The organism is Herbiconiux sp. UC225_62 (assembly GCF_042694625.1).
Taxonomy (GTDB): Bacteria; Actinomycetota; Actinomycetes; order Actinomycetales; family Microbacteriaceae; genus Herbiconiux.
The window spans coordinates 1,690,454-1,706,449 of sequence record NZ_CP170551.1 but is presented as its reverse complement, the minus strand read 5'-3'; the positions used below and the strand labels follow the sequence as shown (position 1 = coordinate 1,706,449).

The window sequence follows — 15,996 nt, the reverse complement described above, 5'->3', positions numbered from 1 at the left end:
TCAAATTCATGCACACCATGACCGAACAGTCCGAGCGGGTGGAGACCCGGCTCGGTCGTCTGCACGTACGGATCGCCGGCACCGGCCGCCCGACCGTGCTCTGGCCCTCGATGTTCGTCGACGGGCACACCTGGGACAGGATCGTCCCCCTGCTTGCTGCGGGCAGCCCCGTGCCGCGGCGCATCGTGCTCGTCGACCCGCCGGGGCTCGGGTTGAGCGATCCGCTACGACGACGCAGCAGCATCGCCGAGGCGACGGATGCGGCGCGCGAGCTGCTCGCGCACCTCGGTGTGCGCGCCGAGACCGCCACCGGGACGAACTCCCCTGCCGACACCCGCGCCGACTGGGTGGGCAACGCCTTCGGCGGCCACGTCGGCTTCGGCCTGGCCACCGACGACCCGGCCCTCCTGCGCACCCTGGTGGCGGTCAGTTCGCCGGCGGAGGCGATCCCGTCGGGCCTGCGCCGGCAGATCCAGGTGCTCAAGCCGCTGCTCCGCGTGGCCGGACCGGTCGGCCCGGTGCGCGACGCCGTGGTCAGCGCGATGCTGACGGATGCGTCGGCAGCCGACCCGGACATCCGCCGAACCGTCGTCGACAGCCTGCGACGACCGGGCAAAGCGAGCATGACCCTCGCCTTGCGTTCGTTCATCCTCGACCGCACGGATGTCTCGGAGCAACTCTCCGGCATCCGAGTGCCGGCCCTGTTCGTGGCCTCCGACGACCGGGGCGACTGGTCACCGGACGACGCCGAACGGTCAGCCGCCCGCGCGCCCGGAGCCGAGGCGGTGACGATCGCGGGCGCCCGCACCCTCGTGCCCCTCGAGCAGCCCGAGGCCCTGGCGGCGCGCATCCTCGCGTTCTGGGCCGCCCACCCGTGACCGCTACGCGATCGACCAGAAGTGCGCGGTGCCGCCCGGGTTCTCGACCGTGATGGCGGTGTCGAGGTCGCGGTACTGCGCGTCGACCGTGTGTCCCACGAGCTTGATGGCGACCGAGCCGTCGAGGTTCGGCACCACCTGCGAGACCATCATGGTGTGGTCGACGCCGTTGTCGTTCTGCGGGTCCCAGTCGAACATCACCACGTCACCCACCTTCACCTGATCGCGCTGGGTGAGCTCCAGGCGAGTGGTGTCGGGGCGGGAGGCGTAGTAGGCATCCATCTCGTTGCCGCGGATCCAGCTGAGGCTGTAGTCGCCGGTCGTCGTGTACTCACTGAACCAGTCGTCGCTCTGGGTCCAGCCGCGGGCGAGCATCGACTGGTTCACGAAGTTGCCGCAGTCGTTGTCGGGGAACTGGCCCCACTCCTCCATGTTGTAGTCCTTCCAGTACGTGAAGGCGTAGTTCATCTGACTGTCAACCGGGGTCTGGATCTCGTAGGCGAACGCCGCGTCGGCGGTGACCTCGCTGCCGTCGTCGAGCGTCACGGTGACCGGAACCGAAGCCACGGCGAAATCGACGGACGGCGGCGTGACGGCCGTGAGGCTGCTTTCGTCGACGGCCGTGAACGAGGTCGCGGGGGAGTCGCCGAACGAGACGGAGGCGACATCCGTGAACCCGGCACCGGACACTGTGACCTCGGTTCCCCCGCCGAGGGAACCCGTGGCGGGTTCGAGGCTCGCGACGGAGACGCGCTCGTCGGCGCCCGCGGCGTCCTGCGCAAGCGAGGCCGCCGCGTCCGGCCCGCCTCCTGACGGCGCGCCCGTGCACCCGGCGAGGGTCGCGGCGAGCACGGCGGTGGCGAGGGCGGCGGACAGGGAAAACACGTTCTTCGGGAAAGACATCTCCCCCATGGCACCACATGAACATTTGTGCCCCATATGAGGGGGATGTGACGAGCCGGCTCAGGGCGCGTAGGCGGGGGCGGCCGGCAGCCCGAAGAACTCCTCGAGGGTGGAGATGCCCGTGTCGTGCATCTCGGTGGCCAGCGGCACGCCGACCCAGCGGTAGTGCCAGGGCTCGAACTCGTACCCGGTGACAGGGGTGCCGCCATCCGGATAGCGCAGCACCCAGCCGAAACGGTAGGCGTTCGCGGCGAGCCACTGGCCGGCGGCGGTGTCGGCGAAGCAGCGGCCGTCGGTGGAGCATCCGGAGACCGTGTCGAGGATGTCCATGGCCATGCCGGTCTGGTGCTCGCTGTAGCCGGGGCGGGCGCTGGTGAGGTCGGCGCCGGCGGTTCCGAGCTGGTTCACGTAGTAGTCGTAGGCCCGCACCTGCACGCTGTAGGAGCGGTAGCCGCTCTGCGCCACGAGCTGCACGCCGATCTCGTTCAGCGCGGCGTGGAACATCTCCTCGAGGGAGGCCGCGGCATCCGCCCGCATCTGATAGCCGTTGGGGTTCGGCATGTCGGCGGGGAGGTCGACGAGGTCCGGCGGCACGTAGTCGGCACCGTTCTGCAGCGGGCGCAGCTTGTTCACCACGACCCAGGGGCTCGTCGGGTCGTCGATCGAGAGCGCCGCCTTGTCGAAGGCCGGAGGCGGCGGCGGGGTGGGTTCTGGGGTGAAGGCGGGCGCGGGGATGTCGGGAACGGTAGCAGACGGCGTCGGGGTGCTGCTGGGGGTCGCGGATGCGCTCACGCGCGTCGACGAGACGGGAGCGGCGGCCAACGGGTCGCCTCCGAAACTCCAGACACCGGTGGCGAAGAGGGTTCCGGTGGCCACGACGGCGGCGACGGCCACGGTCGCGACGGCGGCCGCGATCGCCCGGTTGCGGCGTGTGCGACGCGCGCGATCGCGTCGCATGCGCTCCGTGGTCCTCGACACCGGGCCAGCCTAGCGCCGGAGTATCGGAGGAGCCGGATACGCAATGGGGAGAACTCCCCTACAAATCGGCACTTGTCGTTTTGGCGGCTTTCCCGAATCATGCTTGAATCGCTGTGTACGGGGCACGTCCGACCCGAAAGGTCGTGCCGATGATCGCCGGAGCTGCCCGCATCGTGTGATTCCGTTCAGCCTTGCCCAAACCGCCGTTCAACGACCGACGATTCGGGGACCTGTGAGGCTTTTCGAGGCCATGCGCCGCCACAAGGCGACGAGTGTTTCGGTTGCCGCCATCACCGCGCTCGCGGTAGGCGTCACGACGATGGCATTCGTCTACGAGGGCGTGCAGACCGCCGACGTCGAATTGAACGACGGCGGTGTCTGGGTCACGAAGCCCACCGGACTGCTGCTCGGACACCTCAACTACCCCGCGCAGGTCATCGACGGAGGCCTCCGCACCTCGTCGACCGACTTCGACGTGCTGCAGACCGGCGAGACCGTGCTGCTCGTCGATCAAGCGGGCGCCACCCTGACACCGGTCAACCCCATGACGGTCTCGCTCGAGGCCCCCGTGGTGCTTCCCCCGGAGTCGTCGGTGTCGCTCGGCGGGCCGACGGTCACGCTCGTCGACCGGGAGACCGGCAACCTCTACGCCACCCCCTCGAGCCAGGTGGGTTCCTTCGTGCTCGACCCCGAGAAGCCCTTGGCCGAGCTCGGCGGCGGAGGAGCTGCGATCGCCGACGTCGACGGCAACGTGCACGCCCTCTCCACCAGCGCCGGAACCCTGCTCACCTTCCCGCTCGACGAGGAAGGCAAGCTCCCCGAAGACCCGGAGACCGCGACCTTCCCTGACATCGAGGAGGGTGCCGCCCTCACGCTCACCGCGGTCGGCGACGACGCCGTCGTCTTCGACTCGACCTCCGGCACCGTGTACCTCCCCGGCGGGCGCGAAGTGACCCTCGACGCCAAGGGCGGAGTGGTGCAGGGCCCCGGCCCCGCCTCCTCCGACGTGCTGATCGCCACCGGCACCTCCCTCCTCCGCCAGCCGCTCGACGGCGGCGACGCCACCGTGCTCCCCGCCGGTTCGGGCGAGCCCGGAACACCCGCGGCCCCGGTGTTCCTCAACGGATGCGCCTACGCGGCCTGGTCGGGATCGGCCGACTACCTGCGCGACTGCTCAGGCGACGCGAACGACGTCGAGTCCTCCATCGACGGCCTCGCCGCCAACGCGGAACTGCGCTTCCGGGTGAACCGCGACGTCGTCGTGCTCAACGATCTCTCCACGGGCGTGGTCTACCTGGTGAACCAGGACATGAAGAAGGTGGAGAACTGGGACGACATCGCCCCGCCGCCCGAGCAGAGCGACTCCGAGGAGGAGGACGACTCCACCGAGGAGGAGCTGCAGGTCATCCTGCCCGACCGCTCCGAGGAGAACACCCCGCCCGAGGCCGTCGACGACGACTACGGCGTGCGCCCTGGCCGCACCGTCATCCTCCCCGTGCTCGACAACGACATCGACCCCGACGGCGACGTGCTGACGGCAGCTCTCGACGGGCCGCAGCCCGGCATCGGCGAGGTGCAGCGCATCTTGAACGGCGCCGCCCTCCAGGTCATCGTCTCTCCGGATGCCTCGGGCTCGGCGAGCTTCAGCTACACGGCCGACGACGGTCGCGGCGGAACCGATACGGCCCGGGTGTCGCTCACGGTGCGCACCGACGGTCAGAACAGCGCACCCGTGCAGAAGCAGGACATCGGCAACGTGCTCACCGAGGTGGGCGCCACCACCAGCCACAACGTGATCCCCGACTTCCGCGACCCCGACGGCGACGACATGTACGTCAAGAGCGCCACCATCGGCTCCGGCGACCAGGTTCAGTTCCGGCCGGACGGTCTGATCACCTTCACGAGCCTCACCACCGACACCGGCCCCAAGGACGTGACGGTGGTCGTCTCCGACGGGCGCGCCGACACGGAGGCGACGCTCCGGTTCCTGGTGCGCGACTCCGGCTCGCTCGCCCCCATCACCAACCTCGACCTCGTGGTGGCCACCGTCGGCGAGCGCATCACCGTCGCACCACTGGAGAACGATCTCAGCCCGAGCGGGGCGCCGCTGCGTCTGGCCAAGGTGACGCCCGTGGACGGCGCCGTGATCGAGCCCGACTACACCACGGGCACGTTCGACTTCACCGGCTCGATCGTGGGCCAGTTCTACGTGCAGTACCTCGTCTCCGACGGCCCCAAGACCGCTGAGGGTCTCGTGCGCGTCGACGTGAAGGAGGCGAAGAACACCGAGGATCCGCCGATCGCCGTGCGCGACACCGCCCAGCTGCCCACCGGCGGCAAGACCCTCGTGAACGTTCTGGCCAACGACACCGATCCGAACGGCGGCATCCTCGCGGTGCAGTCGGTGCAGTTCCCCGCCAACGCGGGGGTGAGCGTCGAGGTGCTGGAGCACGAGATCCTCCGCATCACCGACCGCGGCCTCTCCGATCCGCTCACCATCGCCTACACCGTGTCGAACGGCGTGGCCACGGCGCGAGGCGAGGTGTTCGTGACGCCGATCCCGGCGCCGGATCGCCTGCTGCCTCCGGTGGCCGAGAACGACACCGTCACGGTGCGCGCCGGCGACGTGGTGACGATCCCCGTGCTCGCCAACGACCACCACCCGAACGGCGACACGATCACGCTGTCGCCGACGCTGATCGAGACGCCCGACCCCGCCGACGGCGACATCTTCGTGGCCGAGGACGTGGTGCGCTTCAAGGCGGGCCCCGAGGCGAAGACCGTGAACGCGACCTATGAGGCGGTGGACTCGCAGGGACAGAAGGATGCCGGTTACATCACCATCCGCATCGTCGCCCCCGACGAGGGCACGAACTCGCCGCCCCGGCCGCAGGACGTGACGATCCGGGCCCTGCAGGGCACCACGGTGCGCATCCCGATCCCGCTCGACAGCATCGACCCCGACGGTGACTCGGTGCAGCTCGTGGGCCAGGACTCCGCGCCCTCGAAGGGGCGCATCACCGAGGTCGGCGAAGCGTGGCTGGTCTACGAGGCCTACCCGGAATCGATCGGCACCGACAAGTTCACCTACCGGGTGAAGGACAAGCTGGGCGCCGCCGCCACGGCCAGCATCCTGGTGGGCATCATCCCGGCAAGCGAGTCGAACCAGGCGCCGTACGCGGTGAAGGATCTGGTCTCCGCTCGCCCGGGCCGCACGGTCGCGGTCGACGTGATGGCCAATGACACCGATCCGGACGGCGACCCGATCGCCATCAAGGCCTCCGGCCTCGAGGTGCCCGACGGCGTCGAGGCAGAGGTGAAGGACGGACGGGTGCTCGTCACGGCACCGCAGACGCCGGGCGACTACAGCGTGCAGTACACGATCGTGGACCGGTGGGATGCGACCGCCGTCGGGACCCTGCAGCTGACCGTCGACCCCGACGCCCCACTCGCGACACCCATCGCCCGCGACGACGTGCTTCCCGTCGCCGACGCCGTCGACCGTCCGTTCGCCGACGTCGACGTGCGCAAGAACGACGACGACCCCGACGGCACCATCGACGCCCTGACCGTGTCGGTGGCCGCGACCGAGACCACGGCGAGCGCGATCGGCGACGGCCTGGTGCGGGTGCAGCTCCTGCCCACGCCGCAGATCATCACGTATTCCATCTCCGACCAGGACGGCCTCACCGCCTCGGCCTTCCTCACGGTGCCCGGGGTAGACGACCTCCCACCGGTGCTGAAGCCGGGCATCGAGCCCATCGTCGTCAACGACGGCGACACGGTCGACATCGAGCTCGACGACTACGTGCTCGTGGCCGCCGGCAAGACCCCCCGCATCACCGAGGCTGCGAAGGTGGTGGCCTCGAACTCCAACGGCGACTCCCTCGTGGTCGACGAGAACACGATGCGCTACACGCCGAAGCCGCGCTACGACGGCCCGGATGCGCTGAGCTTCGAGGTGACCGACGGCACCGGACCCGACGATCCCGCCGGTAAGAAGGCGACCCTGGTCATCCCGATCACCGTGATCAGCGACTACAACACCCCTCCGACCTTCGTGGGAGCGAACCTCGACGTCTCGGCCGGCGACGGTCAGGGCACGGTCGACCTGCTCGCGAAGACGGTCGATCCCGACGACGGCGACCTCGACCGCATGAGCTTCGCGCTCTCCGGCCAGCCGGCGCAGGGCATCTCGGCGCGCATCGACGGCACCACCCTCGTGGTGACCGCCGCCGCGAACGCACCGCGCAACCCGTCTACCCTCGACATCGACATCTCCGACGGCACGAACTCGCCCGTGCGCGGCAGCGTCACGGTGAACGTGCTCTCCACCACGCGCAACCCCCCGTCGGCCACCGATGACGTGGTGCCGCAGCTCAATCAGGGCACCACCGCGTCGGTTCCCGTGCTGGCGAACGACTACAACCCGTTCCCCGAGACCCCCCTCACCATCACCAGCGCCACGATCGAGACCGGCAACGGCTCGGCGAACGTCAACGGCACCTCGGTGGACGTGACGCCGGCGGCCGACTTCGTGGGAACGATGGTGGTGCGGTACACCGTCCAGGATGCGACGGGCGAGCCCGATCGCACGGCCGACGCCCGCATCCAGGTGACCGTGCAGGGCCGGCCCGACGCTCCGTCGACCCCGTCGGTGACGAGCATCCAGGACCGCACCGTGGTGCTCTCGTGGAGCCCGCCCGTGAACAACGGCGCCGAGATCACGAGCTACACCGTCACCAGCCAGAACGGCTACTCGAAGAGCTGTGCGTCGACGACCTGCACGCTCGACGGTCTTACCAACGACGTCGAGTACTACTTCACCGTCACCGCGACCAACTCCGTCGGCGTGTCCGATCCGTCGCCCTCGTCGGGCCCGGCCCGACCGGATGCTCGGCCCGACCAGCCCGCACCCCCGACCTTGGTGTTCGGCGACCAGAGCCTCGCCGTGAGCTGGGTCACCCCACCCACCCACGGTTCGGCGGTCATCTCCTACAACCTCGAGATCTCTCCCGCTCCCGAGCGCGGCGCGGCTTCCCGGTACAACGTCACCGGCAACTCGCTGGTGTGGGAGGGCCTCGCCAACGGCACCGCCTACCAGGTGCGGGTGCAGGCCGTGAACCGCGCCCCGGAGCCGAGCGACTTCAGCGCCTGGTCGGCCGCCGAGATCCCCGCCCGCGCCCCCGACGCCCCGGCCGCCCCCACCACGTCGCGCGTCGACTCGGTGGGCGCCCAGACCCAGATGAACGTGAGCTGGACCGCTCCGGCCGCCAACGGCGACGCGATCTCCTCGTACCACGTCTCCATCTATCAAGGCGGCGCGCTCTATCGGGAGACGGATGTCACGGAGACCTCCCTGACTGTCGCCGTTCCTGTCGGCTCCGACTACACCTTCACCGTGCAAGCCAAGAACAAGGCCGGCCTCGGTCAGGCGTCGCCGGCCTCGTCGCCCCGACGCGCGTTCAACCCCCCGGACGCTCCGACCGACGTCAGTGCCACCGCCGGGGACAACTCGCTGACCATCTCGTTCACCCCCGGCAACCTCAACGGTGCTCCGTCGGCGAGCTACGAGTACTCGCTCAACGGCGGTGGCTGGAGTTCCTTGCCCGGCAGCGGCTCGAGCGTGCCCGCACCCAACAACGGCAGCTACTACGCGCAGGTGCGGACCGTCACGAGTGCTGACGGGTCGACGTACAGGAGTGGTGCGAGCGGGCAGAGCAACACGGTCTCGCCGTACGGCTCCTATGGAACTCCGACCGCGAAGGCGACCGGTGGGGGATCGAGTGGTGAGCTTCAGCTGGGGCGCGCCAGCCCGCAACGGTCGGGACTACGACCTCCAGATCAGCATCGACGGCGGTGGCTGGCAGAGCAAGGGAATGGCCTCGGGCAGCACCTCCACCCCGGCGGGCTACAGCGAGACCCATCGGATCGATGTGCGGATGGTGGATACCTCGGGTGGTGTCATCGCCACAGCTGCCGACTCCGCCAAGTCGGAGGCCGAGCCGATCAACACCTCGGTGAGCGTCACGCACGGATCCGGTCGCCAGGGCTATGAGGGATGTGCTCACGCGTCGTGCGCTCTGATCAAGGTGTCGATCTCCGACGGCAAGCCGAACTCGACTTACACGGGCCGCGTCTACACGAGTGGCAACTACTTCGACGACATCACCGTCACCACCGACGGCAATGGCAACGGTTCGGCCCAGACGGGCAAGTACTGGGGCTACCCGAACACCACGGTGCGAGCCGACATGAACGGCCCGGACGGCAGCTTCAGCGGCTCGACGAGCTGGTGGAACGGCTGACGTGACGGGCCCACGACCATTCAGACGACACGAACGGACAGGAACCCGATGACGATGACTCCCGAGCAGGCGACCTGGTTCGCCGGCACCTTCGACCGCCTCGTGAAGAACGTGGGCATCGCCGTGCTCGGCAAGGAGCACGTCATCCGGCTCACCCTGATGGCGATGATCTCGGAGGGGCACGTGCTGCTCGAGGATGCGCCCGGGACCGGCAAGACGAGTCTCGCGAAGGCGATCGCGGCCACCGTGCAGGGCACGCATCAGCGCATCCAGTTCACGCCCGACCTGCTGCCGTCGGATGTCACGGGCGTCACCATCTACGACCAGGACACCCACAAGTTCGACTTCCACAAGGGGCCGATCTTCGCGTCGATCGTGCTGGCCGACGAGATCAACCGCGCCTCGCCGAAGACCCAGTCCGCCCTGCTCGAGGTGATGGAGGAGTCGCGCGTGTCGGTCGACGGTGTCGCGCACGAGGTGGGCCGCCCCTTCCTCGTGATCGCCACGCAGAACCCGATCGAGCAGGCCGGCACCTACCGGTTGCCGGAGGCGCAGCTCGACCGCTTCCTCATCAAGACGTCGATCGGCTACCCCGACCTGGCCTCGGCGGAACTCATCCTCGCCGGGTCGGCGAACCGCAACCCCTCCTCGGGCCTCTCGCCCGTCATCACCACCTCGGCGGTCGCCGACATGGCCGATCTGGCGGCCACCGTGCACGTCGACCCCGCCATCCTGCGCTACACCGCCCAGCTGGCGGAGGAGACCCGCTCGGCCCCCGAGTCGCGCCTCGGCGTCTCCGTACGCGGCGCCATGGCGCTCATCCGCGCCGCCAAGGTGTGGGCGGCCACTCAAGGCCGCCACTTCGTGCTGCCCGACGACATCAAGGACCTGGCCGGCCCCGTGTGGACCCACCGCTTCGTGCTCGACGCCGAAGCCGAGTTCACGGGGGCGACCGCCGAGAAGGTTCTGGCGCGCGTTCTCGCCGACGTCGCCGCCCCGCAATCGAGGCAGCCCGCCTGATGACAGACGGCGCGAAGGCGCCCGGGCGCTCGTCTCGGCCGAGACGGGTCAGGGGCGCGGAGAAGACGAACCGGCAGGTCCGCTCGGGCGACAGCGCCCTGCGGTCGCTGCGGTGGCTGCGCGCCACCGGATGGCCCCGATTCGTGCTGGCCACGGCTCCGGCGCGGCGCTCGGTCGCGCGCGTGGCCGGCCCGGCCCTCGGCACGACTCGCCGCACCCTCGGTCCCGTGCTCGGCACCGTGTCGGGATTCGGCTGGGCCGTGCTCGTCACCACCGTCGCGGCACTCGTGGCCGGTCTGGTGCTCGGCTGGCGTGAGCTCGTCGTCATCGCGTTCGTGCTGCTCGCCGCCCTCCTCATCGCGATCGGATTCGCCATCGGGCGCTCCGCCTACGCCGTCAGCCTCGACCTCGCCCTCAATCGGGTGGTGGTGGGCGAGCGTGCGGTCGGCCGGATCGCCGTCACCAACACCGCGTCGCGTCCCCTCCTCCCCGCGCGCATCGAGCTGCCGGTCGGCTCGGCGTTCGCCAGCTTCCAGTTGCCGCGCCTCGCCCCGCAGGCCGAGCACGACGACCTCTTCAACATCCCCACCAGTCGTCGCGCGGTGATCGTCGTGGGGCCGGTGCGCTCGGTGCGCGGCGACCCGCTCGGTCTGATGCGGCGCGAGATCCGCTGGACCGACCCGGTCGACCTCTACGTGCATCCGCGCACCGTGCCGCTCGGCGGCTCGTCGGCCGGCTTCCTGCGCGACCTCGAAGGCATCGAGAGCCGCATCCTCTCCGACAACGACGTGTCGTTCCACGCCCTGCGCGAGTACGTCCCGGGCGACGACCGGCGGTACATCCACTGGAAGACATCGGCCCGCACCGGCAAGCTGATGGTGCGCCAGTTCGAGGAGACCCGGCGGTCGCATCTGGCGCTGGCCCTCTCCACCAACCGCTCCGACTACCTCGACCGCGGCGACGACGCCGATCTCGGCACGAACGCCGAGTTCGAGCTGGCCGTCTCCATCTGTGGCTCGCTCGGCATCCAGGCCATCCGCGAGGAGTTCGACCTCACCGTGCTCACGCAGCGCGACACACTGCAGTCGGAGACCGGTCGTCGCCTGCTCGACGAGCTCTCGGGCATCGAGCGCGCCGACCGCCACGAGTCGATCGCCCAGCTCGCCAGGACACTCGGCACCTCGGTACCGAACGCCTCGGTGGCCTTCCTGCTGTTCGGCAGCACGGTCACCCCGACGCAATTGCAGGCCGCCACCGTGCACATCCCCTTGGGCGTGCGCGTCATCGCGGTGAGCGCGCAGCCGGGGGCTCCGCGGTCGCTCCGGCAGATCGGCGACCTGACGCTCCTCACCGTCGGCCAGTTGACCGACTTCCCGCTCGCACTCCGGAGGGCGAACAGCTGATGAGCGAACGCCGAGCCGCCGCGGCGGCCGCCCCCACGCGCACCCCGACGCCCCTGCTTCCTCCGCGCCCGGCGAACGGCCGCACCCTGGGCGCCCTGCTCCTCGACGCCGGCGTCATCGCCGCCCTCCTGCTCGTGGCCGTACTCGGCTTCGGTCCGGCGTTCGGCGGCGCCGGCTACCTCGTCGCCGGACTCGGCGGCGCCGTGCTCGGCATCCTGATCGGGTTCGCCGGATGGCGGTTGCGCTGGAACATCGTGATCGTCGCGGCCGTGACCATCGTGGCCTACCTGCTTTTCGGCGGAATCCTGGCCGTGCCGCAGACCACTCTGCTCGGCGTGATCCCCACCTTCGAGAGCATCCGCCAACTCGTGCTGGGCATCGTGTTCTCGTGGAAGGACGTGCTCACCCTCGTGACCCCGGTCGGCGCCTTCCCCGCCGTGCTCGTGGTGCCCTACCTCTCCTCGCTCCTCGCGGGCGTGCTGTCGACGAGCTTCGCCCTGCGACTGCGCCCCTCACGGGCCATGTGGGCACTGCTGCCCGCCGTCGCGCTCTTCGTGACCGCGATCGCCTTCGGAACGCGCGAAGCGGCCTTCCCGATCGCCCAAGGTCTCGCCTTCTCCGGGATCGCGCTGGTCTGGGCCGCCTGGCGACGCCACGAGGCGCGCCGCATCGCCGCGGTCGGGACCGCGCTCAGCGCGCCCGGTCTCGAGGCCTCCGCCGATCCCGACTCGGCCAAGAAGCTCCGCACCACTCGCCTCGCACTGGGCGCCGGTCTCGTGGTGACCGCCCTCGGCCTGGGCTTCGTGTTCGGTGGGCTGCTGGTGCCTGCGTCGGCGCGCGAGGTCATCCGCGACCAGATCGTGCCGCCCCTCGACCTGCACGACTACGCCAGCCCGCTCGTGGGCTACCGCACCTTCGTGCGCGACTTCAAGGACGAGTCGCTCTTCACCGTGAAGGGCCTGCCCGACGACTCGCGCATCCGGCTCGCCACGCTCGACGCCTACGACGGCATCGTCTACAACGTCGCCGGCGACGGGTCGAGCGGATCGGGCACCTTCGTGCGCGTGAGCGACGACATCGCGAACGACGTCGAGGGCGATCCCGCCACCCTGGACGTCACGCTGACAGGCCTCGACGGGGTGTGGGTTCCGGATGCCGGCTATCTCGACTCCTTCTCCTTCACCGGCGACCGGGCCGCCGAGTTGAAGAACACCCTCCACTACAACGCCGCGACCGGTGTGGCCCTCAACACGACGGGACTGACGGAGGGCGACTCCTACACCGTCGGCACCGTCATCCCTCCCCGCCTCAACGACGAGCAGCTCTCCGAGCGGGCCGTGTCCAACATCCAGGTGCCGCGCGCGACCGGCGTGCCCGACGACATCTCCACCCTCGCGAACGAGTACCTCGGCGACGCGGACACCCCCATCGAGCAGGTGCGCAACCTCGCCTCCGGTCTCAGTCAGAACGGCTTCTTCAGCCACGGGCTCGAAGGCGAAGCCGTCTCCCGCGCGGGTCACGGCGCCGAACGCATCGCGAGCATGCTTAGCGCGAAGCAGATGGTGGGCGACGACGAGCAGTACTCCGTGGCGATGGCGCTCATGGTGCGGTCGCTCGGCATGCCCGCTCGGGTCGTGATGGGCTTCTACCCCGACGAGTACGACGGCACCGACGCCACCTACGACATCACGGGCGATCAGCTGCACGCCTGGGTGGAGGTGCCCTTCGACGGTGCGGGGTGGGTGGCCTTCGACCCCACTCCCCCCGAGGACCAGGTTCCTCTCGAAGAGGCGCCGAAGCCCAAGTCCGACCCCAAGGCGCAGGTGCTCCAGCCGCCGCCCCCGCCGCAGGAGCCGGCCGAGCTGCCGCCGGACATCCGTTCGCAGGACACGGATCAGGACGACGTGGACAAGGACGGCTTCGACTTCGGACCGGTGTTCCTCATCGGCGGCGGGATCCTGCTGCTCCTCATCCTGATCGGCGGACCCCTCCTCACGATCGTGCTGCTGAAGCTCCGACGACGGAACAAGCGCCGCCGGGCCGAACGCGCCGCCGACCGGGTGAGCGGCGGATGGGACGAGATCGTCGACCGTGCAGGCGACCTGGGCACCCCGGTGCCCGTCGGCGCCACCCGGCGCGTGACCGCCGCCACCCTCGCCGAGGCCTACCCCGAGACCCCGGTCCTGGCCGTCGCCACCCAGGCCGACACCAGCGTCTTCGGCCCGGGCGACCCGTCCGATGACGACGTCGAGCAGTATTGGACCGAGGTCGACGTGATCGTGAAGAACATGGCGAGGTCGAGATCGTGGTGGAAGCGCTTCGCCGCGGCCTGGTCGCTGCGGTCGTTCTTCAGCCGACGCCCACGACGAGGAGGACGACGATGACCGATTCCCCCGCCTTGCCCTGCGTTCAGTGCGGTTCCCCTGTTCCGCGGAGCGCCCAGTTCTGCCTGGTGTGCGGCACTCCGGCTTCCTCCCGCAGTCAGAGCGCCGCGCTCGGCCAGGTGGCCGGGCAGGCGCCCGCGGCCGGCGCCGACGGGCGCGCCGTCGACGGCTGGCGGCCCACCCCCGTGGCCGAGCCCATCCGCTTCGACGACATCGTTCCCACCGGCTACGGCAGGCGTGTCGTCGCCTTCCTCCTCGACGGCGTGTTCGGGTTGATCCTCTGGCTGGTGGTGTGCGTGCCCCTCATCACCCTCGGGGTCATCCCCGTGGTGGCGAGCGCCGGCCGGGTCGCCGTGAACGGACCGAGCGCCGTGCTGCTGCTGGGGATGGCGCTGCTCTTCCCGGTGGTGACCCTCGTGCTGCAGGCCTTCTTCGGGTTCTCCCTCGGCATGCTCATCATGGGGCTGCGCATCGTGAGCGTGCGCACCCTCGGCCGGCCGGGACTGGGGTGGATGCTCGTGCGGAACCTCGTGATCGCGGGCGCTTCGCTCGTGTTCGGACTCGGGCAGTACGTGATCTACCTCTCCCCCCTCTGGGACGACGGGAAGCGCGGGCGCGGCTGGCACGACAAGGCGGCTCGCACCTGGGTGATCGACGTGAAGGCCGGGCCCAACCCACTGAAGGCCGTTCCCGGGCAGGTCGAGGTCGGGGACGGGTACCCGAAGCCCCCGCCGCGAATCGCATCGGCCCCCGTCGCCCCTGCGCCCGCCGCTCCGGCTCCTGTTCCGGCTGCCGCGGCATCCTTCGCGCCCGCACCCCTGGCCGAACCGATCTCGACCGTCCCCGGCTTCGCGCCGCAGCCCCCGGTCACTCCGGCGCAGCTGGCGGCGGAAGACGAGTTCGAGAGCACCCGGCTCAGCGATTCGGGTCGGTCCTCCGCCACCGCGGGCAGCACGCTCTTCCGGCTCGACACCGGTGCCGGCATCCCGATCACCCGGCACGGCGTGGTGGGTCGCGACCCCGTCTCTCCCGGCGGCGACCCGGCCGATCTGCTGATCGCCCTCTCGGGCGACACGCTCTCGGTCTCGAAGACGCACCTCGAGTTCGGCGTCGACCACACCGGTGTCTGGGTGAGCGATCGCGGCTCGACCAACGGCTCCGCCATCGTGCGCGACGACGGTGCCGAGTACTCCCTCGACCCCGGCGAGCGCGTCGTCGTGCAAGCGGGCGACCGCGTGCGACTGGGCACGCGGCTGATCACGGTGGAGGCCGGATGAGCGAGCACGACGGAATCTCCTCCGGCGATCTGCGCATCGCGGTCGGCAGCGCCACCCACACGGGACTGCGGCGCCGCGCCAACGAGGACTCCTTCCTCGCGGCCGCCCCGGTCTTCCTGGTGGCCGACGGGATGGGCGGACACGAGGCGGGCGAGGTCGCCAGCGCCCTGGCGGTCGACGCGTTCGCGGAGCTGACCGGGCCCGCCTACCTGCGCCCGTCCGACATCCGTACCGCCTTCGAACGCGCCTACGCCGCCATCTCCTCCCTGGCTTCCACGGGCAACCGCCGGGCCGGCACCACCGTGTCAGGGGTCGCGCTGGCCGAGAACGACGGGCACGCCTACTGGCTCGTGTTCAACCTGGGCGATTCGCGCACCTACCGGCTCGCGGGCGGATCGCTGGAGCAGATCAGCGTCGATCACTCCGTGGTGCAGGAGCTGCTCGACGAAGGAGAGCTCGATCGGGCGGCGGCGGCGAGCCATCCGGGGCGCAACGTCATCACCCGGGCCCTCGGCGCGGGCGGGGCCTTCCAGCCCGACTACTGGCTGGTGCCCGTGGAGACCGGCGACCGCATCATGATCTGCTCCGACGGCGTCTCGGGCGAACTCGACGACGAGCTGATCACGCGGGTGCTGCGCGAAGAACCCAAGGCCGCGGATGCCGCCACCCGTCTCGTGCACGAGGGCATCCTCCACGGCGGGCGCGACAACTTGACGGCCGTCGTGATCGACGCCTGGGACGCGGCCTCGAACGGGTCCGCGCCGCACGCGGAGACCGACGGCGACCAGGGGCACGGCGAGGACACCATCCCGCGCTCCCCGGTAGGGGTCGGCGGAAGGAACTGA

General features: G+C 70.2%; 10 protein-coding genes. 8 read left to right on the top strand and 2 right to left on the bottom strand.

Going from position 1 to position 15,996, the window contains the following annotated elements; genetic code table 11:
* Nucleotides 1–8: 8 nt before the first annotated feature.
* The gene (locus tag ACFJGU_RS08110) at nt 9–878 is read left to right on the top strand and encodes an alpha/beta fold hydrolase (protein WP_382309281.1); all 870 of its coding nucleotides are present in this window, start codon (nt 9–11) and stop codon (nt 876–878) included.
* 3 nt (nt 879–881) lie between these two features.
* Here the strand turns inward: ACFJGU_RS08110 and ACFJGU_RS08105 are convergent, their stop codons facing one another.
* Complete coding sequence (locus ACFJGU_RS08105) at nt 882–1,763, bottom strand: amidase domain-containing protein (RefSeq protein ID WP_382309279.1); 882 nt, start codon at nt 1,761–1,763, stop codon at nt 882–884.
* Nucleotides 1,764–1,841: 78 nt separating this feature from the next.
* On the bottom strand, nt 1,842–2,759 hold the full coding sequence (locus ACFJGU_RS08100) for a M15 family metallopeptidase (RefSeq protein ID WP_382309277.1): 918 nt from the start codon (nt 2,757–2,759) through the stop codon (nt 1,842–1,844).
* 319 nt (nt 2,760–3,078) lie between these two features.
* Here ACFJGU_RS08100 and ACFJGU_RS08095 point away from each other — a divergent pair, with 319 nt between their 5' ends.
* From ACFJGU_RS08095 to ACFJGU_RS08065, 7 genes are read left to right on the top strand one after another with little or no spacing between them, the layout of a single operon-like run.
* Nucleotides 3,079–8,817, top strand: a complete 5,739-nt coding sequence (locus tag ACFJGU_RS08095; RefSeq protein ID WP_382309275.1) for an Ig-like domain-containing protein — start codon at nt 3,079–3,081, stop codon at nt 8,815–8,817.
* 34 nt (nt 8,818–8,851) lie between these two features.
* Nucleotides 8,852–9,067, top strand: a complete 216-nt coding sequence (locus tag ACFJGU_RS08090; protein ID WP_382309273.1) for a hypothetical protein — start codon at nt 8,852–8,854, stop codon at nt 9,065–9,067.
* A 48-nt stretch (nt 9,068–9,115) separates the two neighbouring features.
* Nucleotides 9,116–10,087, top strand: a complete 972-nt coding sequence (locus tag ACFJGU_RS08085; RefSeq protein WP_382309271.1) for an AAA family ATPase — start codon at nt 9,116–9,118, stop codon at nt 10,085–10,087.
* Nucleotides 10,087–11,490 (top strand): DUF58 domain-containing protein, encoded by a 1,404-nt coding sequence (locus ACFJGU_RS08080; protein ID WP_382309269.1) that lies wholly within the window; start codon nt 10,087–10,089, stop codon nt 11,488–11,490. The genes ACFJGU_RS08085 and ACFJGU_RS08080 overlap by 1 nt, the downstream gene beginning before the upstream one ends.
* The gene (locus tag ACFJGU_RS08075; protein ID WP_382309267.1) at nt 11,490–13,874 is read left to right on the top strand and encodes a transglutaminase domain-containing protein; all 2,385 of its coding nucleotides are present in this window, start codon (nt 11,490–11,492) and stop codon (nt 13,872–13,874) included. The genes ACFJGU_RS08080 and ACFJGU_RS08075 overlap by 1 nt, the downstream gene beginning before the upstream one ends.
* Nucleotides 13,871–15,151, top strand: a complete 1,281-nt coding sequence (locus ACFJGU_RS08070; protein WP_382309265.1) for an RDD family protein — start codon at nt 13,871–13,873, stop codon at nt 15,149–15,151. The genes ACFJGU_RS08075 and ACFJGU_RS08070 overlap by 4 nt, the downstream gene beginning before the upstream one ends.
* Nucleotides 15,148–15,996: a PP2C family protein-serine/threonine phosphatase gene (locus tag ACFJGU_RS08065; protein WP_382309263.1), complete on the top strand. Its 849-nt coding sequence runs from the start codon at nt 15,148–15,150 to the stop codon at nt 15,994–15,996. Before ACFJGU_RS08070 ends, ACFJGU_RS08065 begins: the two co-directional genes overlap by 4 nt.